A 22,532-nucleotide genomic window follows, 5' to 3' on the forward strand; every position below is an offset into this window, starting at 1 on the left:
AGGACATGAATCACATTAACGAACCTCTAAAGTATTTCGGTGTCCTAACTTATAGATATTAAAGATAACTCAACAAGGAGGTTGTATCATTCCCATGTTTCGATTTACCAAAGCACCGACCTATCTTTTGCTTTCTGCGCTTTTTAGTAGCAGTATTCCAGCTATTGCTAGTGATGATAATCGCTTACCTGAAATGGGAACGACAGCCTCTTCTACATTAACGATTGATAAAGAACGTGAATATGGCGATGCATATATGCGCATGCTAAGCGCCAGCCAGCCTGTTATTAACGACCCTTTACTCTCAAATTATGTTCAAGCTTTGGGCCATAAACTTGTTGCCAGTGCGGAAGATGTCCGAACACCATTCCATTTCTTTTTGATCCAAAACCCTGAAATTAATGCTTTTGCTTTTTTTGGCGGCTATGTTGCGATCCACTCTGGGTTATTTCTTCATGCCGAAACAGAAAGTGAGCTCGCCTCTGTTATGGCGCATGAAATTGCCCATGTCACCCAAAGACACCTTGCGCGAAGAATGGAAGCAGAGGCCAGAAATTCGCCTATCACGATGGCTGCACTGATTGGCTCACTGTTATTAACAATCGCAGCTCCTGAAGCAGGTTTAGCCGCCATTCATGCCACCACGGCCGTGGGAATTCAAGGACAAATTAACTTTACGCGCAGTAATGAAAAAGAAGCCGACCGTATTGGTATAACAACCCTCGCCAAAGCGGGGTTTGATGCCTATGCAATGCCACGTTTTTTTGGTCGTTTAGCCGATCAATATCGTTATACTTCAAAATTGCCCGCAATGTTGTTAACGCACCCATTACCCGAATCACGGGTCACAGATAGTCGTATGCGCGCAAGAAAATATCCGCTTGTAAATTTACCCCCCTCTGAAGATTATTTACTCGCTCGTTCACGTATTGTCGCCCGTAATGCTGGTTTGAGCGATACTTCTGCTCTCAACTGGCTTAACCGTGAGTTAAAAAAAGCACCACCCAATCGCCGCAAAGAGCTCAATTACGGTAAGGCACTGATTTATTTAGATAATGATAAATACGAATTAGCGCATCAAATACTTGACCCATTATTGGCTGGCGAACCCAATAATTTATTTTTTATTGATGCTGCAACCGATCTCGATCTCAATCAAAAACAATTTGATCGTGCGATCACCCGCTTAAACAATGCGCTTAAAATGAGTCCTGACAGTAATGTATTGCGCTTAAACTTAGCCAATATTTACCTTGAATCGGGACAATATCAAAAGAGTATTCAAATTTTGAATCGTTACTCTTACGATCACCCTAATGATATTAATGGGTGGACATTATTAGCACACAACTACGCCAAAATAGGTGATCGTAGCGCAGAGCTTGCTGCCCTTGGGGAGCTATTAGCTTTGCGTGCTCAATGGGATAAAGCCATTCATAATTATACTCAAGCCGCACAAATGGCAAAGCTCGGCTCCATGGAGCAAGCACGTTATGATGCACGCATTGATCAACTTCGCTTTCAACGTCAAAAATTCAAAGCATTACAATAATGTATTGATTTATTATAGTTCATCGACAATAAATCAATCGTAATAAAATACACTAGCTAATACAGTCATCAGTTAGGAGACGACATGTCAGTCACTATTTATCATAATCCTCGTTGCTCTAAAAGCCGTGAAACACTGGCGCTATTAGAAGAAAAAGGGATCACACCGACTATCATTAAATACCTAGAACAAACACCAAGTGTCGCGGAACTAGAAACGTTATACCGCCAACTGGGCTTGGACTCTGTGCGTGAAATGATGCGTACCAAAGAAGCGGATTATAAAACACTGGGACTCGGTAATAATGACGTATCTGATGAGGCACTCTTCATTGCAATGAGTACTCATCCAAAACTAATCGAACGTCCAATTGTGGTAAGTGGTGAAAAAGCAGCATTAGGTCGCCCACCAGAGCAAGTGTTGGATATTTTATAATGCATAAAATCTTAGTTCTTTATTACAGCCGTCATGGTAATACACGTCAGTTAGCACGACATATTGGTCGCGGTATTGAGCAAGTAGCCGGTTGTGAAGCAGTGCTAAGAACGGTTGCTGAAATCGACACAAATGATCTTCAGCAATCGCCCCTTGATCCAATCGTCAATCATGACGATCTGAAACAATGCATTGGTTTAGCAATGGGAAGCCCTGTTCGGTTTGGTAATATGGCTGCGCCATTAAAACACTTTATTGATAGTACTAGCCAAGAATGGTTATCAGGTACATTAATCGATAAACCAGCCTGTGTCTTTACCTCATCATCCTCTATGCATGGCGGTCAAGAAACAACGTTACAATCGATGATGTTACCGTTACTGCATCACGGCATGCTAATTGTTGGGATCCCTTATTCCGAACCCACTTTGCATACCACGCAACATGGAGGTACTCCCTATGGGGCTTCACATCTCAACATTGGTACTAATAAGCAGCTCCATAGTGATGAAATTGAACTTGCACAAGCTCTCGGTAAACGGCTTGCACTAACCGCGATGCAACTTCAGCGTTAACTCATATGGCAAACGAAAAGGGATATTCGATGCCTCCGATGCAACCGCAAACACAATATATTCACCGCTTTGCCGTCTGCGCGAATTTAACTCTTATGCTATGGGTCGCGTTATGGCAAACGATTATCTCTCCCCACCCACATCTTAATAACTGGGTAATGGCTGTTGTTTGGATCATTCCTTTACTATTGCCATTACGTGGGATGTTAGCTGCAAAACCTTATACTTACGCATGGTCTAACTTCATTTTAATGTTTTATTTCCTGCATGCTCTAACGCTACTCACTATTGATGAAGGAGAACGCGGGTTAGCAGGCATAGAGCTACTACTCGTAACCATAGCCTTTCTCAGTAACATACTTTTTGCACGCGTAAGAGCAAAAGAACTCGGCATAAAACTCCAGCGTCTATCGCAAGTGGAGCGACAAGAACGCGAACGTTTTGAACCACCTGAAGATTGAACCAATCGCTCGTTCTCTAATAATGAGATATTAAAAAGCCCTCATCGTGAGGGCTTAATTATTGTTATTAACACCAGATTTTAGTTATGCCATATATACATGTCATCAGGTGCAACATAGTTTTCAGGTTGAGTTTGCGACTGTGATTGTGTCGCTGTGACATCCAACGTATTAGGATCTTGGTTCACATCAGTATTTGGCATTGTCGTTGCGTTAGTATTAGTAACAGTAGAATCATCGGCGCTAATACGACTTTCATGGCTCAATTCGCGCTTAAACTCAGCATCAGATGCTGATAAGTTCATACGGAAAATCACCTTATCACCTTTAATATTCACCGCATTAGCACTACTTACTGTCGTCATCTGATTAAGCATACGTTCAAGCGTAAAAAAGTCTTCTGTTGAATTAACATTCTCCACTTCAATATTAACGCTGCCTGACGCGACACTACCTAATTCGATAGCATATTTCTGTGCTAAGTGGTTTGTCACTTGATTCATCATATCACGGCTAGCTTGTGCCAATGTACCGCTCGCTTTGCCGGTAATAGGTTGAGTATCGGCTGCAATCGTACTAGGCTGTTGAGCATACAGTTGCCATGTTAATTCAACCTTATCTGCGTCTTGTTGGTGAGCTTTTACTAACAATAAACCACCCGCATTATAACGTTGACTTGCGCTAGTGATGGTGTCGATAAAACTCCCCCAAAGATCGGATACGTGTACTGCCGTAACATCGTTAAAATCACCCACTGGGAAAGTAACGGGTAGACCACGATCATTTGCGGCTTGTTTGGTATCAGCGACGAGTGCATTGGTTGATTGATCCCATAAAATATCTCGGCTATTACCGTTATCATCAACCATCCAAACGAGAATATTAGGACGCTGAGCACTCCAAAAATTCGCTTTAGCTTGTGTTAATAGCTGCTTAATTTGTACCTTATCAAAGGTTAAATCTAGCGTCTTCTGTCCATTATATTGGCCATAACCAAACTGGCTGACGTAATTTGAACTGTTCGCTATCGCCTGAGCCACAACACTATTTTGGGTAATGTTCGGATTACCAGTCACTTTAACTAATACTTGCTTAAAGCCTTGCTCTCTTGCTGCTTGATCGGGGGTTTGCCCATCAGTAGGCATCACTACTTGAGCCTGATATAAATCACTGACAGTAGCCGCTTTAATAGGTAAAGCCAGTAGAGCTAAAAATAACAACGCAAATCGCAACATATCGCACTCGTAATTTACAAAAATAAGTCGTCAAAAGATAAAAAGATAATCAAAAAGACCTAAAGACTCATTGATATTCAGTATAGCCACATAGTCTAAAATTAATTAGCTATACAATATGTACTTTTTCCTGAACCAACACAATACAACAGGCAAGAAACAAACCATTTGCTGAAAAATATTCTCTAGTGAGAAATAGTAGCGTTTACAAAATTAACATTGTGGCGGGGAATGGTATCGCCACTATTGTCGCATCTCTTAATTGCCGATCCAACAAATACGACTGAGTCAGAAGTCACGAGAGGGGTAATGTTAACGAAACCCTTTTATCCTGTGATCATCACATGAGCGACGATAACAGCATTGGTATTAGCGTTTGTCGGTAAATTAAGAGCCGTATTGCAATACGATTCTAGCACCTGTAATGAGCGGTATTGTTGCAGTTGTACTCAACCTAATTTCCCCAAAGACTTGAGCGAGAATAATGCGGTAGACAATGCTCAAATCGAAGATACCGAGTACTTATAATTACTTACCTTAATATTTAGCACTTTTCAGAAATAAAAAACCGGACGTCATGTCCGGTTTTATTTTAATCTTGGCTACTAAGTTACTTAGTACCGAAGATTTTATCACCAGCATCACCTAAACCAGGAACGATATAACCTTTATCGTTTAGCTTCTCATCAATTGCAGCTGTGTATAGCTCAACATCTGGGTGTGCTTTTTCTAATGCAGCAATACCTTCAGGTGCTGCTACTAATACTAGTACTTTAAATTGCGTACAACCGTGCTCTTTTAACAAATCCAGTGTTGCAATCATAGAGCCACCCGTTGCTAGCATTGGATCAACAACAAGCGCAATACGCTCATCAATGTTTGATGCTAGCTTGTTGAAGTATGGAACAGGCTCAAGCGTTTCTTCATCACGGTAAATACCAACAACGCTGATACGTGCACTTGGCATATGCTCAAGTACGCCATCCATCATGCCAAGACCAGCACGCAGAATAGGTACTACCGTTACTTTTTTACCTTTGATCTGGTCAATTTCTACTGGACCATTCCAACCTTCAATCGTAACTTTTTCTGTCTCGAAGTCTGAAGTCGCTTCATATGTCAGTAGGCTACCAACTTCAGTTGCTAACTCACGGAAACGCTTAGTGCTGATGTCACCTTCGCGCATAAGACCAATCTTATGTTTAACCAGTGGGTGTTTTACCTCAACGACTTTCATCTCTGACTCCTGAGCAATTAAAAAATAAAATCGCATTATTATATACTAAGCCAAACGATTTCAGATAGTAGTAAACGTTTAACTGTTTACTTAATATCCAGCTAAAAAAATTGACGCAAACGTTTTCCTTTAGACGGTGACTGCTGTTATCATGTATTCGCTTTTTTTACTTTAATACGTTGAGGGATCATCTGTGAGCGACAAAAACTCTTCTCTTAGTTACAAAGATGCTGGTGTTGATATCGATGCCGGTAATGCATTAGTAGACCGTATTAAAGGGGTGGTAAAACGTACTCATCGCCCAGAAGTTATGGGGGGAATTGGTGGTTTTGGTGCACTTTGTTCACTACCAACCAAATATAAAGAGCCCGTTTTAGTTTCAGGCACGGATGGTGTAGGAACTAAACTTCGCTTGGCTATGGATTTAAACCAACACGATTCAATCGGTATCGATCTGGTTGCTATGTGTGTGAACGATCTTATTGTTCAAGGTGCTGAACCTCTGTTCTTCCTTGATTACTACGCAACCGGTAAGTTAGATATTGATACAGCAGCAAGTGTTGTAACAGGTATTGGCGAAGGCTGTATCCAATCAGGTTGTGCTCTAATTGGTGGTGAAACTGCTGAAATGCCGGGTATGTACCACGGTGAAGATTATGACGTGGCAGGTTTCTGCGTTGGTGTTGTTGAAAAAGCAGATATCATCGATGGCTCAAAAGTGACGGCTGGTGATGCACTTATCGCTGTCGGTTCAAGCGGCCCACACTCAAACGGTTACTCATTAGTACGTAAAATCATTGACGTTTCCAATGCCGATTTGAATCAAGAATTAGAAGGTAAAACACTTTCTGAACATCTATTAACACCAACTAAAATTTACGTTAAATCAACGCTAAAAATGATGGAAAGCTGTGACGTACATGCTATTTCACACATTACAGGTGGTGGTTTCTGGGAAAATATCCCACGTGTACTTCCTAAAGGCACAAAAGCGGTTGTAAATGGCGCAAGCTGGCAATGGCCTGCCATCTTCAACTGGCTACAAACTGCAGGTAATGTCGAAACTTACGAAATGTACCGTACGTTTAACTGTGGTGTTGGCCTTGTCATTGCCCTTCCACAAGATCAAGCACAACAAGCCATTGATATCCTAAACGCTGAAGGCGAAAACGCATGGCTACTAGGTGAAATTGCAAACGCTGCTGATAACGAAGAGCAAGTCGAGATCAAATAACTCTCAACAGTGCTGACTCGTAATAAAAAGAATGAGGACGCTATGTCCTCATTCTGCTATCTACATACCGATAACCTTTCAATAAATGGTAGTACCAAATATGAAAAATATCGTCGTCCTTATTTCAGGTAGCGGAAGTAATCTCCAAGCGATTATCGATGCATGCAGTGCAGGTTTGATTAAAAACAGTCAAATAACCGCTGTGATCTCAAATAAAGAAAATGCTTATGGGTTAGAACGTGCGCGTAATGCCAATATTGAAGCGATACATATTGCGCCTAATCAGTATGCTGACCGTGAACAATATGATGAAGCCTTAGCGGATTGTATTGAACAGTTCAAACCCGATGTGGTTATTTTAGCCGGATTTATGCGTATTTTGAGCGCAGACTTTGTTCGTCGCTTTAAAGGAAAGATGCTAAATATTCACCCATCACTCCTTCCTAAGTATCCCGGCTTAAATACTCACCAACGAGCGATGGATGCTGGCGATGACGTACATGGCACCAGTGTCCACTTCGTAACAGAAGAATTGGATGGCGGCCCTGTTATTTTACAAGCCAGAGTGCCTATTTTTGACAATGACACCGTTGAAGAAGTAACAGCTCGTGTTCAAAAGCAAGAACATGCTATTTATCCACTTGTAACTCAATGGTTAGCGGAAAATCGTTTGACCATGAGTAGTGACGGCAAAGCTATCCTAGATGGTATTGAACTCCCCGCTCAAGGATATGCAGCACAATAAAAAAGGCGATCGTAAGATCGCCTTTTTACTATTGCAGATAATACCACTTCAATAGTGACAGAAAATAACCATTATTCTGTTTTACCTTCAGCCACTAACTGGTTGAAAACAGGCTCACCAAAGTGAAACACAATAAACTCGCCTGTTGCCATTTTGTGCCAATTTTCATCATTGGTTAATGGCTGAGTAGCGATAACTGTCACAACATCATCAGGAGTTGTTTCTTGCTTAAAATCAATCGTGACATCTTCATCAATTAATGATGCTTGTCCAAATGGTGCTCGACGCGTGATCCAATGTAAATTATTAGTGCAATAGGTAAGTACGTACTCACCATTGCTTAACAGCATATTATAAACGCCAAGCTGACGTAACTGATCACAACACTGAGCAAAGTAACTAAATACTGGGTTTAAATCGTCAGGTAATTCTGGAAATCTAGACTCAAGTTGATTGAGTAACCAGCAAAAAGCAATTTCACTGTCGGTATCACCTACCGCTTTATGACGACCTGTTTCTAAACTCTCATAACCCGTTAGCTGACCATTATGAGCAAACGTCCAATAATTACCCCATAACTCACGCGTAAAAGGATGGGTGTTTTCTAAATTCACCGCTCCTCGGTTAGCTTGGCGAATATGGCTCACCACTGCACGACTTTTTATCGGATATTGTTGGACTAATTCAGCAATACGGGACTGACAGCTTGGATTCGGATCTTTAAAGGTTCGAAAACCTTTACCCTCATAAAACGTAATGCCCCAACCATCGCGATGAGGGCCTGTATTGCCTCCTCGCTGCATTAATCCCGTAAAACTAAAACAAATATCTGTTGGCACATTTGCGCTCATGCCTAGCAATTCACACATTTTCCTTTATGCCCTTTATTATTGATTAACGATACTTATCGATAGCCAGAATGACCTAAGGCTTATTCTGCTGCCATTTCCTTTTCCACTAGCATAATTAAAATATGAATAATCTTAATATGGATTTCTTGAATGCGATCCGCATAACCAAAGTGAGGAACACGAATTTCAACATCCGCTAAGCCAGCCATTTGACCACCATCTTTACCGGTTAAGGCTATTGTCTTCATGCCTTTGGCCTTTGCCGCTTCAATTGCCTTTAAAATATTGCCTGAGTTACCAGAAGTAGACAAACCAAACAATACATCACCTTTAGCGCCAACGGCTTCTAAATAGCGTGAAAATACGTATTCATAACCGAAGTCATTACTTACACACGATAAGTGGCTTGGATCAGAAATCGCAATACCAGGATAACCAGGGCGGTTTTCACGGTAACGACCTGTTAGTTCTTCAGCAAAGTGCATTGCATCACAATGTGAGCCGCCGTTACCGCAAGACAATACTTTACCGCCTTGTTTAAAGGAATCAGCCAATAGCTTTGCTGCCGCCTCAATATCTGCAAGGTTTTTATCATCACTTAAAAAGCGATTGAGTACATCAGCTGCATCTGTTAATTCAGCGCGGATCAGATCCTGATACATAAGCGATTCTCTCTATTATTCTTTAGATACAAATCAAGCGGGTAAATACCCGCTTGATGTTTTAAATACACCGTTATTCGCAGTTTACATACAAATAACTTACAGTGTCGACTCCTGATCAGAATGATTGTGAGAATTAATCAGTAAAACTTGCTGTAATTGACTAACAGAGTGAGCTAAATGCACATTCTCAGCTTCAAATATTCCAGCATGGTAGAGTTTACGTTCAACATGCGGCTGCGTACCTAATAAATAGACAGGTAACTCAGACAAGCGATCTAACGCCATATCAAAGGCATGAATCGCCGTAATATCAATGGTTGATACATCACTAAAATCGAGCACAACCGCACGCGTTTCTGTCGTTGCATGTTCAATAACAGAAAAAGCTTTCTCACTCGCAGCAAAAAATAATGGGCCATTAATATCATAAACCACTACATCACCGCCAAAGTTGAGATGTGGATGCTCATCATGTGAAATCGTAACTGTCGTTAATGTCGCAATACGCTGAATAAATAACACGCCCGCAAGTAATAAACCGACAATAACAGCGACAACCATGTCAAATGCAACGGTTAAGATAAAGCATGTCATCAAGACGGCAACGTCACGACGAGGTGCAACCTTTAATGTATGCACAAAGTGAGGTGCTTCAGACATATTCCACGCAACCATGATCAGTAAGCCAGCCAACGCACTCATCGGAACAAACGATAGCGCTGGTGCTAATACAATCATCGCAGCTAAAACAAAAAGCGCATGCGTCATACCAGATATCGGTGAAAACGCACCAGAGCGAATATTGGTCGCTGTGCGAGCAATCGCCGCCGTTGCTGGAATTCCGCCAAAGAAAGGGACGACAATATTCGCGATCCCTTGACCGACAAGCTCTGCATTCGGATTGTGCTTTTTACTTGTCATACCGTCTGCTACAACCGCACATAATAGTGATTCGATACAACCTAGCATCGCGATAGTTAATGCTGAAGGCATTAATTCAATTACGGTGGCCCAATTAAATGTATTGGACTTCCACAGCGCAATAAACTGCGGTGCTTCTTGTGGAATACCATGACCTACAAGGCTACCAATGGTGTAGCTAAATTTTTCACCCAGCAAAGTCACATGCTCAGGGCCAAATTTATTTAATGCTAAAGCTAAAACCGTCCCTACCAGTAATGAAACTAAATGGGGTGGAATACGCGTTTTTAATTTCGCCCAGCCAATAAAAACAAAAATGGTGACCACACCGACAATCGCATCAGCATAGTTCGTGGTAGGTAGTGCATGGGCATACGACATCACTTTTTCAGGAAAATGGATTGGGCTACCTTGAAGATGTAGGCCTAATAAATCTTTAAGTTGTAAAAAAGCAATAACAAAACCGATACCGGCAGTAAATCCGGTGGTAACTGGGTATGGTACATACGCCACCAGCTGTCCTAAGCGGAAAACGCCCATCAATAACAGGATAATGCCTGACATCATGGTCGCTAACATTAAGCCTGATAAGCCATATTTTTGAGTGATCGGTAAAAGGATGACTACAAAGGCTGCGGTTGGGCCTGTGATATTAAATCTTGAACCACCTAATAACGCCGCTAAAAAGCCCGCCACAATGACGGTATACAATCCATGTTGTGGTGGCACACCGACAGCAATTGCTAATGCCATCCCCAATGGAATCGCCACAATACCGACCGTAATACCCGATACAATATCGGCACGAAATTTAGAGAAGGAATAACCATCCTTCCACGCCTGTGATAAAGCATGAAATAACAACACAACAAGACCTCTTGTACTTTGCGTACATTTGATAAACAGGAATTGATGTCAACCCGATGTAAGGGAGTCCGGCGGGCATGTGTCAGTCGGAATCGGGAAAGGCAACAAAGGGAAATACCATTCAGTACAGATGGTCAGAACTCAACCACTCAAAATAACGTGAACAGTATCACAACACGGCGTATGTTAACGCTCTGCTAAAAATCTGCAAGTAAAAAAAATAGTCACAATGATTTCGATCAATCCCTTTAATAACCTGACCTCAGCCCACTTTGTACACATAACAGTTTACTTTCATATCAAAAAACTATTTTACATTTTGTTAAAAAACGCATTACAATAATTTAAAAGTGGTAAGACCTCTTACCTTAATAATAATTACCCTACAATTAACAATAAAATGTGTAGCAATGTACTGAACTCTTCATCATGAAATCAGGTGTCGCTCGATTATTCTTGATGATGTGTAAGTAGTCTTACTATACAGATTAAGGAGAATCACTATGGTTACGCTTGCGTATGTCATTGGTTTTATCGGTGTTATGTTCATATTGGCGTATCATCGCGCGTCGTTAAAAACCTTTACGGCAGTAATTGCTGCAACACTATTAATTGGTACTGTTTTTTCCATTACAGGTATTATTAGTTGGTTAATTTTCGCTGCGATTGCGATTCCTCTTAATATCCCAGCCTTACGTAAAAAATATCTCGCCGCTCCTGCGTTAAAAGCCTTTCAAGGTGTCATGCCAGAAATGTCTCGTACCGAAAAAGAAGCAATCGATGCGGGTACAGTGTGGTGGGAAGCTGATTTATTTGGTGGTAATCCAGATTGGAAAAAGCTCCATGATATCCCTGCACCAACCCTTTCAGAAGAAGAGCAAGCTTTTCTCGATGGACCAGTAAATGAACTTTGCCGCATGGTAAATGATTTTCAAATTACCCATGAACTTGCCGATCTACCACCCGAAGTATGGCAATACTTAAAAGATCATAAATTCTTCGCCATGATCATTAAAAAGCAATATGGTGGACTTGAGTTTTCTGCTTATGCCCAATCTTTAGTTCTGCAAAAATTAACCGGTGCTTCTGCGGTATTATCATCAACCGTTGGTGTGCCTAATTCACTAGGTCCAGGTGAACTGCTTCAACACTATGGTACTGAAGAGCAAAAAAACCATTATTTACCCCGCTTAGCAGCTGGCCAGGAAATCCCTTGTTTTGCCTTAACTAGCCCAGAAGCAGGCTCAGATGCTGGTTCTATCCCAGATTTCGGTATTGTGAAAAAAGGTCTGTGGCAAGGCGAAGAAGTTCTTGGTATGGAATTAACATGGAACAAACGTTACATCACTCTAGCACCGGTGGCTACGGTACTAGGTCTTGCCTTTAAACTTTCGGATCCTGACAACTTACTCGGAGATCAAAAAGATCTGGGTATCACTTGTGCATTGATCCCAACCGATCTAGAGGGCGTTGAGATTGGCCGTCGTCACTTCCCTCTTAATGTACCATTCCAAAATGGTCCTACTAAAGGTAACAAGATCTTTGTTCCTATTGATTTTATTATCGGTGGTCAGGAAATGGCAGGCCAAGGATGGCGTATGCTAGTGGAATGTCTATCGGTGGGTCGCGGTATTACGCTCCCGTCTAATTCAACGGGTGGATTAAAAACCGCAGCAATCGCAACAGGGGCTTATGCTCGTATTCGTCGACAATTTAAAATGCCTATTGGTAAAATGGAGGGGATTGAAGAGCCACTTGCACGTATTGTGGGTAATGCTTATGTCTTAGATGCAGCCAGTACTCTAACCGTCGCGGGTATCGATCTTGGTGAAAAACCTTCCGTTATCTCTGCGATTGTAAAATACCATTGTACCCATCGTAGCCAACGCGGTGTGATTGATGCGATGGATATTGTCGGTGGTAAAGGGATTTGTATGGGACCGAGCAACTTTATTGCTCGTGCTTATCAAGGAGCACCTATTGCAGTCACCGTTGAAGGAGCGAATATTCTAACACGTTCAATGATCATCTTTGGACAAGGCGCCATCCGTTGTCACCCTTATGTGTTAGAAGAGATGAACGCTGCTTATAATGATGATAAAAAACAAGCCTTAGAGAGCTTTGATAAAGCCGTATTTGCGCATGTTGGCTTCGTGATAAGTAACATGGCACGCTCTTTCTGGTTAGGTATTACCGATGGCTACGGTTCATCCGCACCACGTAAAGATGCAACCACACGTTATTACCAACAACTCAACCGTTACAGTGCTAACCTTGCGCTACTGGCTGATATTTCTATGGCTGTACTTGGTGGTTCATTAAAACGTAAAGAGCGTTTATCTGCCCGTTTAGGTGATGTGCTTAGCCAGCTTTATTTATCATCAGCAACACTAAAACGTTATGCCGATGATGGTTATCAACAGCAAGATCTTCCATTAGTACATTGGGGTCTACAGGATTCATTATACCAAGCAGAAACAGCCCTTGATGACTTCCTAAGTAACTTCCCTAATAAGTTCATTGCTGGCGCACTACGTGTTGTATTGTTCCCATTAGGTCAACGTCGTATCAAACCAAGTGATAACTTAGATCATGCCGTTGCTCGTTTAGCACAAACACCATCAGAAACTCGAGATCGCCTAGGTCGAGGTCAATTCTTAGAAGCATCTGAAGGGAATCCAGTCGGTATGATGGAAGCTGCACTTAACGATATTCTTGCCGCTGAGCCGATTTATGATCGAGTGTGTAAAGCTGCGAACAAAAAATATCCGTTTGTACAGTTAGGTAATGTTGCAGATAAAGGGCTTGAACTCGGTGTAATTGAACATGCTGAAGCTGAGTTATTGCGCCGTGCAGAATTAGGTCGTTTACGTACGATTAATGTTGATGACTTTGAGCCTGAACAATTAGCAGCAAAGACAAACCCTGATTACTCAATCAATCACGCGGCTTAAGCACGACATATTGAAGTCAGTTAAAAATACAAAAGGGAAGCTAGCGCTTCCCTTTTCTTGTTCTCTGACCATTGTTTATAAGGGTAAAACAAGAGCTTCTTTTTTCTCTTTTCGACGCTTTTTAAATACTCGCCAGCCCCATATTCCACTAATGACCAATACGATTACCGCTATATTCCCCATTACCATCACGCTAAGTGTTTTTTCACGTGAGGTTTTTTGCAATTCAATTTCTTTCAATATCTGTTGTCGTTCAAGTTCCGCTTTATCGATAGGCGTGATCTCAACATGAGTTTCTGAACGAATATTATTAATCACCGCAAAATGGCTCTCAACTAACGGAAATATCAGCTCGCGTTGATACAAACGATCAGTACCATAGATCCAACCTTCCCACGAATATTTCCCCGCCTCACCATCAAAAGGTAATCCTATCGACAACTTAGTTTCATTTGGTAATGTTCGTTGCTGAATAATTTGCTGCTTGGTATTTGGTGTACCGTAGCGAATATAAGCTGCTAACGATCCTGCGACCAACGCATCATCTTGTGGTAATACGACTAACTGGTGAGGTTCTTGCGGCTTATGACTTTTAATGAGAGTGGCAGAAAACGGTTTAGGGTAAACTAATACTTCTTGCTCTATGGCTCGCGTAAAAACACCATTCATTGATTTAATCACAACCCGGTATTTACCCGGTGCAACCGTTACAGGAAGAGAAACAGTAAAGATACCATCCCCTGCCACTTCATCACGATCTTGACCATTATCTTCAAAATTACCCACCACTATTGGCTCAGGCTGTACATCATGAACGAGTTGCTGCTCTTTCGATATATAGGGGTAAAATGACACACGTAATTTAACCCGATCTAAAAAGTCACGGACGGTTAAAGGCTGGTCATTCTGCAACAGTTTTGCTGAGAACTTTAACACTTCAGATTGGTATAAATTCTGCGGCAACGTGTCAGCTGTTAGGCGAAGATTAGACAGCAAGGTAATACGGTTATCTTGCGACACACGGCCAATTGCTTGCCAAGGTCCAGCCATTGGCTCATCAATCGAAATAATGTCGAGATCATTTTCAGAATACCAAGAGACATGCTTAGGATGACGACTGGAGTAATATTTCGTGCCATCCGGCGCAACCAACACCACAGGGCGACTTGGTTGCTCTCGTTTAACCATGAAAGACACTTGTTTTATCGTTGGATCCACACGGAAACGGTTATCAAGCCACGTCATCCGATCATTATCTTGCGCCCAAGCAAATAATGGCCAGACAGCCATACATATTAATAACCGCTTCAGCATAACTCTCCTACAGACGCCAAAGAACGTCAGCTTTTTTTCCGATCAAATCGAGTCTTTCTTCGTGTGAAACTAATTCATCGGCAGAAGCACAGATAACCTTTAGCCCTTTTCTCTCTCCGACTAAACGCTTTATCGCAAATTCTTTCTCACTATCCCCTTCGTTATCGCCACTTAATTTCAATGATGTTTGACCACCCGTCATCATTAAGTAAACATCAGCAAGGATCTCGGCATCGAGCAAAGCCCCGTGGAGCGTTCGATGCGAGTTATCTATGCCATAACGTGAACAAAGAATATCAAGGTTATTACGTTTACCAGGAAAGAGGCGTTTTGCCATTTCCAAGGTATCCGTTACTTTGCAGATATCTTCCGTTTTCTTAAGATCAGATCCCATTAACTGGAATTCATAATCCATGAAGCCAATATCGAACGATGCGTTATGAGCCACCAGCTCTGCACCATCAATAAAGTCGATAAACTCTTGATGGATGTCAGCATAGCTCGGCTTACCGATTAAGAACTCATCCGTAATACCGTGAACATCAATCGCTTCAGGATCGATTGGGCGATCAGGCTTGATATAAACATGGAATGTATTACCGGTTAATTTACGGTTAATGATTTCAACCGCACCAATTTCAACAATCCGATGCCCTTCATAATGCGGGCCCGTCATATTCATACCGGTAGTTTCTGTATCAAATACAATAATGCGTTGGTTAGTGGCTTTCATAGTGGCTTATGTGTCAGACTTAAGTTTTTATCTAGGGCAATACTACCAAATATGATGAAGCAGGTAGAAATTTACACAGACGGTTCTTGTTTAGGTAATCCAGGTCCCGGTGGCTATGGCGCAGTACTTAGGTACAAGCAACATGAAAAAGAATTAAGTGACGGCTTTTTCATGACAACTAACAATCGAATGGAGCTACTTGCAGCCATTGAAGGGTTAGCAAGCCTTAAGGAATCATGTTTAGTTGATCTTACCACTGATAGCCAGTATGTGCGTCAAGGAATTACCCAGTGGATCCATAATTGGAAAAAACGGGGCTGGAAAACAGCCGATAAAAAGCCGGTAAAAAATGCAGATTTATGGCAACGTTTAGACACAGAAACCCAACGTCATCAAGTGCAATGGCATTGGGTAAAAGGTCACGCGGGTCATCCAGAAAATGAACGTTGCGATGTATTAGCTAGAGCCGCGGCAGAAAAACCCACCTTTACTGACGAAGGTTACCAAGCCAATTAGTTTGACTTTTTATACGCCTCATCTCTCTTCTCCATTTTATTACAGGCTTCGGTACGACAATTTACTTGTAACGGAGCCAATTGACGTCTCACTTTCCATTTTGGTTCTATCGGTTTTAATGGAAAAGTACGCTTTCTAGCCACGATAAAGTACAAACTTCCGACTGCAGATAAGGGTTCTGATAAGATATTTTCCAGCCATGCTGAACACGTTAAATGACGCGTAGAAGGTAATACCGCAAATGTTTCGTGATATATCACCTCATAGTTTAACAACCTAAGCCAATCAATCACTCGAGAGGATAAATACATTCGTCCATTCCATGGCGCTTTTTTTCTATTCCACGGCAATAATCCACAAAACCCATTAACACTTAATGGATTATTACCACTAAGTAACAGGTAACCATCATCAACAGTAACTCTATCAATTTCACGCATTAATCGATGAGGATCCGTTGAATAATCGAGCTGATGAATCAGCAAACACGCATCAAATGACTTTTCAATAAAGGGCAATTCAAAAGATTCAGCCTCGACGTTACGATAACTACTGAATTTATCTACACTAATTTGATGTTGGATATTACAATGGTGACTGGTCAGCTCTGCACTTAAGCCACCAAGCTTTAACATATGGTAACCAAACAGCTTCGGACACCACTCATCGATTCGAGCTTGTAATAATTGTGCCGCCCATTCACCATTGGTCACATTAGACCAAGAATAAGGCACTTCAATATGTGTTACTGTACGCGCTGGCTTCATAATAGTACTGCTCAACACTTGAATAAGGCTGGAGAAGAAATTCATGCTAACAGTTAAAAGCATACCCGCATTTAATGACAATTACATCTGGCTCATTCACAACAAAGATAATCACTGTGTCGTTGTCGATCCCGGTGATGCAACTCCGGTTTTAGAAACCATCGATAAATTCGGTTTTACCCTTGATGCGATTTTAATCACTCACCATCATCATGATCATATCGGGGGGATCAGTGAACTCAAACGCCGCTTTCCATCAACGAAAGTCGTTGGACCGGTTAATGAGCCAATCCCTGGGCTAACGCAGCCAGTAGAAGATGGCGACCAAGTGGATATTTTTGGTGAACGTTTTATGGTGCTTAGTGTTCCAGGTCATACCTTAGGTCATGTCGCTTATGTCGGGGATGAAAAACTCTTTTGTGGTGATACCCTTTTCTCGGCGGGTTGTGGACGCTTATTTGAAGGCACGCCAGCACAAATGTTCGATTCACTACAAAAAATTGCTAGCCTTCCTGATGAAACAGAAGTTTTTTGTGCTCACGAATACACCGCAAGTAATCTCGCTTTTGCTCTTGTCGCTGAGCAAGATAATCCCCACCTACAGCAATACCGCGATAAAGTGATTCGACTTCGTGCCAACGGAAAATCAACGCTTCCATCAACACTAAGTCAAGAAAAACGCATCAATCCTTTTTTACGTTGCGATCAACCTAGCATCAAGCGTTCTGTTGCTGATAAAGCATATGATAACTCCGATCTTGAGACTTTCGCAGCACTTCGACGTTGGAAAGATAAGTTTTAACATACTAGACCTTGTCACTAAGGTGGTTGGACACGTATTATCTCCAGCCACTTTAGCAATAGACGACAGTTATGAAATCACGGATTCTTTTAGCAAGCGTGCTTTTATTAGTTGGCTGTGAAACATCACAGCCTATCACCAAAAAAGCCGAGACTAACGATGTAAATACCGTCGTTGTAAAACCGACAAATGAAGTCATTCCCCCCTTGTTTGAATCCCAACCAGACAAGGTAACTTCAGAAGTAAAAAAAATCACACCCCAACAACAAAAAAATGTCTGGGATCGCATTGGCATGCAAATCGATACCCACATCCCAAATAATAAACGTATCCGTTATTACCGTAACTGGTACTTAGAACACCCTCGCAATTTAGAAATCATTGCAAAGCGTGCTCAACCTTTCTTGTACTACATTACAGAACAAGTTGAGAAACGCGGTATGCCATTAGAAATTGCCTTACTGCCTATTGTAGAAAGCTCATTTGATCAAAACGCCTACTCTAATATGGCAGCGGCAGGTTTATGGCAAATTATCCCCGATACAGGTCGTCGCTTTGGCTTAAAGCAAAATAGTTGGTACGACGGTCGTCGCGATATTGTGAAATCAACAAATGCTGCATTAAATCTACTGACTTATCTTAATAAAAAGTTTGATGGTAATTGGCAGTACGCACTTGCTGCATACAATACCGGTGAAGGCCGAGTATTTAATGCCATTAAGAAAAATAAAGCGCTTGGTAAATCAACCGATTATTGGGATTTAGATCTACCGGATGAAACCAGTAGTTATGTGCCTAAACTTTATGCTGTTGCTGATATTATCAAAAATCAGAAAAAATACGGCATCACATTACCCGCAATTAGTAACAAACCTGCGGTTGCAATAGTTAAGCCCAATACACAAATCGATCTTAATATTGCAGCAAAGTTTGCAGGTATCAGCACAGCTGAAATAAAAGCGCTAAATCCGGCTTATCGTCGAGGCGTTACGGCACCTAATGGGTTAAACGATTTATTATTGCCAATAAACAGCGTCAATAAATTTAATCGCGCATTAGCTAATAATAGGAATAAAGCCTTAAGAACTACGACTTACACAGTTAAGTCTGGCGATAGCTTAGGTGTAATAGCCGCTCGTCATAACACAACAATCAGTGCGATTAAACAAACAAACCACCTCAAAACGAGCAATATACGTATTGGCCAGCAACTTAAACTGCCAACATCAAGTTATGCCTTAGTTCGTACTCAGCACAGCAATGCGGTTGCTCACACACACCATACCGTTCGTAAAGGTGATAGCTTGTGGACAATTGCACGTCAATACAACACCTCTGTTAACGCACTAGCGAAAGCGAATAAACTCTCCACGAAATCAACGTTACATTTAGGTCAAAAACTAAAAGTTTCTGATAATAAAGTATCGACAAGTACTGGAAAATCAACCAATAAAGTCAAAACAATTAGCTATAAAGTAAAAAATGGCGATAGTTTAAGTGTTATTGCACAACGTCACAAAGTGACAGTAAAACAAATAGTAAAATGGAATAATCTCAATAGTAAAAAGTATCTAAAACAGGGCCAAACACTTAAACTGGTTATAGATACAAGCAAGGTTAAAGCATGACACCGTCCAAAAATCCATTAATTGCTCTTGTTGATCTTTTCCGTTCGCCGATTGATTGTTTTGCAGCGGTTTATGAACGTCCAAAGTGGGCGTTCTTACCCTACATCATCATTATTTTCGGCTCATTTATCTTATGGGGGAGTTACTTTAATCACGTTGATCTACCTTGGTTACAGCAAGCCTTACAAAGCCAACTGGGTAGTGTGGATGAATCCGTAAAACAAGCGTGGTTAACAAAAGAAGTATTACTAGCAGGAGAAGTATTTAGCGATTTTTCAGGCAGAACTGCGGTTATTTTTCTACTGGCATTATGGTTAAAAATGGCCACTAAAGGAAGTCAATATCAACACAGTTACGGTAAATGGTTAGCAGCCTCTTGCTTTATCATGTTACCTGCATTTATTGGTGATATTGCGAGTTATATAAATGTTATCTTTAATTCTGCAAATATTCTGCCCAATGCCGCTGATTTAAACAGCATTAATGGGCTATTAAAGTTACCGTTAAACAATCCATGGGCACCGTTTGCGACCACAATACCATTGTTAGCGCCTTGGTATATTGCACTCACTTATGCAGCTGTAGGCGCTTGGACTGACTTTGATCGTCCTAAAGCAATTATTGTTGCCGTATTACCTTGGGCATTAACACTTATCGTTTGGCCACTACTGATTATTGTGGCCTAGCAACTTCGTCGCTCGTCTTGTTACTTCAACCTAAAGGATGCAAGTAGCGGATTATGATCAGAAGCATCAGTTCTTGGTGCTTCTGATTTAACTAACGTTAAATCACGATAATACAAATGATCAAGTGGCTTGCCTAAGATACGAATACGTTGATCATCTGCAAATGATACTTCTTTCAATCCTAATGAATGTGCAAACGACTTTAGCACCTTGATCCGCCCCTGACGCCAAGTATTAAAATCCCCAGCCAAAATGATTGGACCAACATGATTGGACAACACATCTTTTAAACTATTGAGCTGTGCTTTGTACTCATCAAGCCCTAATGCAAAGTTCACACCGTGCAAGTTCACAACAACCAGTGTTTGCCCATTAGAAAGCGAAAACTCTGATAACAATGCTGACTTTGGTAATCGTAACCAAGGCTCCATGGCTAGATAAGCACACGTCTGCTTAGAGTCTACTCGAGATAAATTCATCACCCCTGCCGGCGTATCTAGGAAACGAAAAGCATTCGCCATCCGTACCATCCAGCTATTATCATCAAGGTATGATTTTAAATCAGTATTTAAGCTCGCTTCTTGCAGTAAAACTAAATCCGTTCCTGCTGAAAAAGACTCTAAAGCCTTACGCCAATTACTGCGTTGTTGTTTATAGATGTTCCAGACCGCTACCGTTAATTCACCATCAATATCCAATGGCGGCGCAATAACACTTTCCATACAACGATACGAGAGGTGTGGAGCAAAGACCTCATTAGTAACATCAGGTTGGGTTGATATATCAAAAGAAGCATTAAAAGCCCCAAGGCCTAACGCCCCTGCCACCACCCCGACACCAGCAACAAGCTTCGTTTTTGTATAACGTGCCATACTACCCCTTAAACAGAGTAAGTCAGCCTATTGGATATAAGCTGACTTATAAAAATGAATACTTAAACGTTTGAATATCTGTTTTAGAGAGGAATATTAATAATGTTCGCCATTATCATAATAAGCGGTTGCCGTTAATGCAGTAAAAATGACGGCAACATCCTGATCTTTATCATCCAGTACTTTACGTATAGAAGCGGTTATTACCGCTGCAACTTTATCTTGCGTTTCTTGTCCGCGCTCAAACCACAAAACTTCTACAAACGGGTAAGCATCAGATACTTCTCCGTCAAAGATAAAAGATGCCGGAATATGCTCTAGAGTAAAATCTTCGCGAGGACATGACATAAGTGGTTGAAGTTCATCAACAAGATCTGTTGATAATGTTTTCACTGCATCAAACTCTACAGCACGGAAACGAAGATGAGGCATGAACTCTCCTTGATTGATCAATGTTAGCAGCACTAGATTATCACTTAATCTTACCTAAGCTCGAGATTTTATTGTTAGCGATAGGTCAATCTCTTTGCTTATAAGCGTAATCATACCCCTCCTTTTTTGCTTTTACACCAAGCAATACAATATCAACAGCAGAATACATTGAAGAGTGAATACAATGATAATTTACATTCAATAAAAGAAATCAATAAAAGAGAGTTAAAAAGAACATAGCGGAGCTAATAATATCCAGACGTAAAAAAGCCCCGTCATTTCTGACGAGGCTTTCTTGAAGATGGCAGGGGTGGAGAGATTCGAACTCCCAACACGCGGATTTGGAATCCGCTGCTCTGCCAATTGGAGCTACACCCCTGTAGTTATTTTAAAGACTTAACTGTGTCTAAATAAAGTGGCGGAGCGGACGGGACTCGAACCCGCGACCCCCGGCGTGACAGGCCGGTATTCTAACCAACTGAACTACCGCTCCGACGAACATGGATGTTCTAATATCGCGAAGCCATGGATGGCTAAGAGCGATAACACCGCATGCGATATCCATAGTTCAAATAGATATCTATTTTTTGCTTTCGTCTTTTTCTTAAAAAGATGAAAACGAATTGGAAGCCTGGCGATGTCCTACTCTCACATGGGGAGACCCCACACTACCATCGGCGCTATTACGTTTCACTACTGAGTTCGGCATGGGATCAGGTGGGTCCATAACGCTATGGTCGCCAAGCAAATTCGGTTTATTTATTGTCATCGACAATAAATAGCAATCTGGGAAAAGTTAACTAGTGTTCTCTACACGTTCAAGTGTACTTGGAGTCCGCGTTTCTCTTGACGAGATAAAAACCCCTTGGGTGTTGTATGGTTAAGCCTCACGGGCAATTAGTATCGGTTAGCTCAATGCCTCGCAGCACTTACACACCCGACCTATCAACGTTGTAGTCTTCAACAACCCTTTAGAGACCTTAAAGGTCTAGGGATGACTCATCTTGAGGCTCGCTTCCCGCTTAGATGCTTTCAGCGGTTATCGATTCC

General features: G+C 41.5%; 21 protein-coding genes, 2 tRNA genes and 2 rRNA genes. 11 read left to right on the top strand and 14 right to left on the bottom strand.

What is annotated here, in order from left to right:
• The first annotated feature begins 94 nt into the window (after window positions 1-94).
• From C9J40_RS19280 to C9J40_RS19295, 4 genes are all read left to right on the top strand, one after another.
• Window positions 95-1,552, top strand: coding sequence for a M48 family metalloprotease (locus C9J40_RS19280; protein ID WP_107205358.1), 1,458 nt, complete (start codon window positions 95-97; stop codon window positions 1,550-1,552).
• A gap of 84 nt (window positions 1,553-1,636) precedes the next feature.
• Entirely contained in the window at window positions 1,637-1,987 is a 351-nt protein-coding gene (arsC, locus tag C9J40_RS19285; RefSeq protein WP_107247690.1) for an arsenate reductase (glutaredoxin), read from the top strand.
• Window positions 1,987-2,562 carry an NAD(P)H:quinone oxidoreductase gene (gene wrbA / locus C9J40_RS19290; protein ID WP_107205356.1) on the top strand — a complete coding sequence of 192 codons (576 nt, stop codon included), beginning with the start codon at window positions 1,987-1,989 and terminating at the stop codon, window positions 2,560-2,562. The genes arsC and wrbA overlap by 1 nt, the downstream gene beginning before the upstream one ends.
• 29 nt (window positions 2,563-2,591) lie before the next feature.
• Window positions 2,592-3,023 (top strand): DUF2069 domain-containing protein, encoded by a 432-nt coding sequence (locus C9J40_RS19295; protein ID WP_107247691.1) that lies wholly within the window; start codon window positions 2,592-2,594, stop codon window positions 3,021-3,023.
• Window positions 3,024-3,103: 80 nt separating this feature from the next.
• Here the strand turns inward: C9J40_RS19295 and C9J40_RS19300 are convergent, their stop codons facing one another.
• Both C9J40_RS19300 and upp read right to left on the bottom strand, forming a co-directional pair.
• Window positions 3,104-4,258 carry a DUF2066 domain-containing protein gene (locus tag C9J40_RS19300; protein ID WP_107247692.1) on the bottom strand — a complete coding sequence of 385 codons (1,155 nt, stop codon included), beginning with the start codon at window positions 4,256-4,258 and terminating at the stop codon, window positions 3,104-3,106.
• 610 nt (window positions 4,259-4,868) lie between these two features.
• On the bottom strand, window positions 4,869-5,495 hold the full coding sequence (gene upp, locus C9J40_RS19310; RefSeq protein ID WP_045129097.1) for a uracil phosphoribosyltransferase: 627 nt from the start codon (window positions 5,493-5,495) through the stop codon (window positions 4,869-4,871).
• A 193-nt stretch (window positions 5,496-5,688) separates the two neighbouring features.
• Between upp and purM the strand changes: the two genes are divergently transcribed.
• Window positions 5,689-6,729 carry a phosphoribosylformylglycinamidine cyclo-ligase gene (gene purM, locus C9J40_RS19315; RefSeq protein WP_107205353.1) on the top strand — a complete coding sequence of 347 codons (1,041 nt, stop codon included), beginning with the start codon at window positions 5,689-5,691 and terminating at the stop codon, window positions 6,727-6,729.
• Window positions 6,730-6,829: 100 nt separating this feature from the next.
• A complete protein-coding gene (gene purN / locus C9J40_RS19320) occupies window positions 6,830-7,474 on the top strand; it encodes a phosphoribosylglycinamide formyltransferase (RefSeq protein WP_107205352.1) in 645 nt (214 codons plus the stop codon).
• 71 nt (window positions 7,475-7,545) lie between these two features.
• Here purN and C9J40_RS19325 read toward each other — a convergent pair whose 3' ends face one another.
• The 3 genes from C9J40_RS19325 to dauA all read right to left on the bottom strand — a co-directional run bounded on the left by C9J40_RS19325 (window position 7,546) and on the right by dauA (window position 10,778).
• Window positions 7,546-8,343: a class II glutamine amidotransferase gene (locus tag C9J40_RS19325; protein ID WP_107205351.1), complete on the bottom strand. Its 798-nt coding sequence runs from the start codon at window positions 8,341-8,343 to the stop codon at window positions 7,546-7,548.
• A gap of 62 nt (window positions 8,344-8,405) precedes the next feature.
• Window positions 8,406-8,987 carry a D-sedoheptulose 7-phosphate isomerase gene (gene lpcA, locus C9J40_RS19330; protein WP_006647091.1) on the bottom strand — a complete coding sequence of 194 codons (582 nt, stop codon included), beginning with the start codon at window positions 8,985-8,987 and terminating at the stop codon, window positions 8,406-8,408.
• Between the two features lie 99 nt (window positions 8,988-9,086).
• Window positions 9,087-10,778, bottom strand: a complete 1,692-nt coding sequence (gene dauA, locus C9J40_RS19335; protein ID WP_107205350.1) for a C4-dicarboxylic acid transporter DauA — start codon at window positions 10,776-10,778, stop codon at window positions 9,087-9,089.
• 503 nt (window positions 10,779-11,281) lie between these two features.
• On the opposite strand from dauA, the gene fadE reads away from it, so the two are divergent.
• The gene (fadE, locus tag C9J40_RS19340; protein ID WP_107247693.1) at window positions 11,282-13,732 is read left to right on the top strand and encodes an acyl-CoA dehydrogenase FadE; all 2,451 of its coding nucleotides are present in this window, start codon (window positions 11,282-11,284) and stop codon (window positions 13,730-13,732) included.
• A gap of 75 nt (window positions 13,733-13,807) precedes the next feature.
• On the opposite strand, the gene C9J40_RS19345 is transcribed toward fadE, so the two are convergent.
• Window positions 13,808-15,046 (bottom strand): TIGR03503 family protein, encoded by a 1,239-nt coding sequence (locus C9J40_RS19345; protein WP_233217815.1) that lies wholly within the window; start codon window positions 15,044-15,046, stop codon window positions 13,808-13,810.
• 7 nt (window positions 15,047-15,053) lie between these two features.
• Window positions 15,054-15,779, bottom strand: a complete 726-nt coding sequence (dnaQ, locus tag C9J40_RS19350; RefSeq protein WP_107247695.1) for a DNA polymerase III subunit epsilon — start codon at window positions 15,777-15,779, stop codon at window positions 15,054-15,056.
• Window positions 15,780-15,830: 51 nt separating this feature from the next.
• On the opposite strand from dnaQ, the gene rnhA reads away from it, so the two are divergent.
• Window positions 15,831-16,295: a ribonuclease HI gene (gene rnhA, locus C9J40_RS19355; protein WP_045084816.1), complete on the top strand. Its 465-nt coding sequence runs from the start codon at window positions 15,831-15,833 to the stop codon at window positions 16,293-16,295.
• On the opposite strand, the gene C9J40_RS19360 is transcribed toward rnhA, so the two are convergent.
• On the bottom strand, window positions 16,292-17,062 hold the full coding sequence (locus C9J40_RS19360; protein ID WP_107247696.1) for a methyltransferase domain-containing protein: 771 nt from the start codon (window positions 17,060-17,062) through the stop codon (window positions 16,292-16,294). The two genes, rnhA and C9J40_RS19360, sit on opposite strands and share 4 nt — an antisense overlap.
• Before the next feature lie 43 nt (window positions 17,063-17,105).
• On the opposite strand from C9J40_RS19360, the gene gloB reads away from it, so the two are divergent.
• From gloB to C9J40_RS19375, 3 genes are all read left to right on the top strand, one after another.
• Window positions 17,106-17,864 carry a hydroxyacylglutathione hydrolase gene (gene gloB, locus C9J40_RS19365; protein ID WP_005363468.1) on the top strand — a complete coding sequence of 253 codons (759 nt, stop codon included), beginning with the start codon at window positions 17,106-17,108 and terminating at the stop codon, window positions 17,862-17,864.
• Between the two features lie 71 nt (window positions 17,865-17,935).
• The gene (locus tag C9J40_RS19370; RefSeq protein WP_107247697.1) at window positions 17,936-19,492 is read left to right on the top strand and encodes a LysM peptidoglycan-binding domain-containing protein; all 1,557 of its coding nucleotides are present in this window, start codon (window positions 17,936-17,938) and stop codon (window positions 19,490-19,492) included.
• Window positions 19,489-20,178, top strand: coding sequence for a YIP1 family protein (locus C9J40_RS19375; RefSeq protein ID WP_107247698.1), 690 nt, complete (start codon window positions 19,489-19,491; stop codon window positions 20,176-20,178). The genes C9J40_RS19370 and C9J40_RS19375 overlap by 4 nt, the downstream gene beginning before the upstream one ends.
• 20 nt (window positions 20,179-20,198) lie before the next feature.
• Here the strand turns inward: C9J40_RS19375 and C9J40_RS19380 are convergent, their stop codons facing one another.
• From C9J40_RS19380 to C9J40_RS19405, 6 genes are all read right to left on the bottom strand, one after another.
• Window positions 20,199-21,050, bottom strand: coding sequence for an endonuclease/exonuclease/phosphatase family protein (locus C9J40_RS19380; RefSeq protein ID WP_107247699.1), 852 nt, complete (start codon window positions 21,048-21,050; stop codon window positions 20,199-20,201).
• Window positions 21,051-21,146: 96 nt separating this feature from the next.
• On the bottom strand, window positions 21,147-21,482 hold the full coding sequence (locus C9J40_RS19385; protein ID WP_107205344.1) for a DUF1904 domain-containing protein: 336 nt from the start codon (window positions 21,480-21,482) through the stop codon (window positions 21,147-21,149).
• A gap of 302 nt (window positions 21,483-21,784) precedes the next feature.
• Window positions 21,785-21,861: transfer RNA gene (locus C9J40_RS19390), tRNA-Trp, on the bottom strand.
• Window positions 21,862-21,898: 37 nt separating this feature from the next.
• A tRNA-Asp gene (locus C9J40_RS19395) sits at window positions 21,899-21,975 on the bottom strand.
• A gap of 136 nt (window positions 21,976-22,111) precedes the next feature.
• A 5S ribosomal RNA gene (gene rrf, locus C9J40_RS19400) occupies window positions 22,112-22,227 on the bottom strand.
• A gap of 131 nt (window positions 22,228-22,358) precedes the next feature.
• Window positions 22,359-22,532: ribosomal RNA gene (locus tag C9J40_RS19405) — 23S ribosomal RNA — on the bottom strand; the annotation flags it as partial.

Source organism: Photobacterium sp. GB-72 (genome assembly GCF_003026095.1).
Lineage (GTDB): Bacteria > Pseudomonadota > Gammaproteobacteria > Enterobacterales > Vibrionaceae > Photobacterium.

What these genes read in the sequence shown, in the direction of transcription:
- rnhA (WP_045084816.1), top strand. Translation starts at nt 15,831, where the DNA reads ATGATGAAGCAGGTAGAAATTTACACAGACGGTTCTTGTTTAGGTAAT.
- C9J40_RS19325 (WP_107205351.1), bottom strand. Translation starts at nt 8,343, where the DNA reads ATGTGTGAATTGCTAGGCATGAGCGCAAATGTGCCAACAGATATTTGT.
- lpcA (WP_006647091.1), bottom strand. Translation starts at nt 8,987, where the DNA reads ATGTATCAGGATCTGATCCGCGCTGAATTAACAGATGCAGCTGATGTA.
- C9J40_RS19375 (WP_107247698.1), top strand. Translation starts at nt 19,489, where the DNA reads ATGACACCGTCCAAAAATCCATTAATTGCTCTTGTTGATCTTTTCCGT.
- wrbA (WP_107205356.1), top strand. Translation starts at nt 1,987, where the DNA reads ATGCATAAAATCTTAGTTCTTTATTACAGCCGTCATGGTAATACACGT.
- C9J40_RS19380 (WP_107247699.1), bottom strand. Translation starts at nt 21,050, where the DNA reads ATGGCACGTTATACAAAAACGAAGCTTGTTGCTGGTGTCGGGGTGGTG.
- C9J40_RS19345 (WP_233217815.1), bottom strand. Translation starts at nt 15,046, where the DNA reads ATGCTGAAGCGGTTATTAATATGTATGGCTGTCTGGCCATTATTTGCT.
- fadE (WP_107247693.1), top strand. Translation starts at nt 11,282, where the DNA reads ATGGTTACGCTTGCGTATGTCATTGGTTTTATCGGTGTTATGTTCATA.
- upp (WP_045129097.1), bottom strand. Translation starts at nt 5,495, where the DNA reads ATGAAAGTCGTTGAGGTAAAACACCCACTGGTTAAACATAAGATTGGT.
- dnaQ (WP_107247695.1), bottom strand. Translation starts at nt 15,779, where the DNA reads ATGAAAGCCACTAACCAACGCATTATTGTATTTGATACAGAAACTACC.
- arsC (WP_107247690.1), top strand. Translation starts at nt 1,637, where the DNA reads ATGTCAGTCACTATTTATCATAATCCTCGTTGCTCTAAAAGCCGTGAA.
- C9J40_RS19385 (WP_107205344.1), bottom strand. Translation starts at nt 21,482, where the DNA reads ATGCCTCATCTTCGTTTCCGTGCTGTAGAGTTTGATGCAGTGAAAACA.
- purN (WP_107205352.1), top strand. Translation starts at nt 6,830, where the DNA reads ATGAAAAATATCGTCGTCCTTATTTCAGGTAGCGGAAGTAATCTCCAA.
- C9J40_RS19280 (WP_107205358.1), top strand. Translation starts at nt 95, where the DNA reads ATGTTTCGATTTACCAAAGCACCGACCTATCTTTTGCTTTCTGCGCTT.
- C9J40_RS19295 (WP_107247691.1), top strand. Translation starts at nt 2,592, where the DNA reads ATGCCTCCGATGCAACCGCAAACACAATATATTCACCGCTTTGCCGTC.
- C9J40_RS19360 (WP_107247696.1), bottom strand. Translation starts at nt 17,062, where the DNA reads ATGAAGCCAGCGCGTACAGTAACACATATTGAAGTGCCTTATTCTTGG.
- C9J40_RS19300 (WP_107247692.1), bottom strand. Translation starts at nt 4,258, where the DNA reads ATGTTGCGATTTGCGTTGTTATTTTTAGCTCTACTGGCTTTACCTATT.
- C9J40_RS19370 (WP_107247697.1), top strand. Translation starts at nt 17,936, where the DNA reads ATGAAATCACGGATTCTTTTAGCAAGCGTGCTTTTATTAGTTGGCTGT.
- gloB (WP_005363468.1), top strand. Translation starts at nt 17,106, where the DNA reads ATGCTAACAGTTAAAAGCATACCCGCATTTAATGACAATTACATCTGG.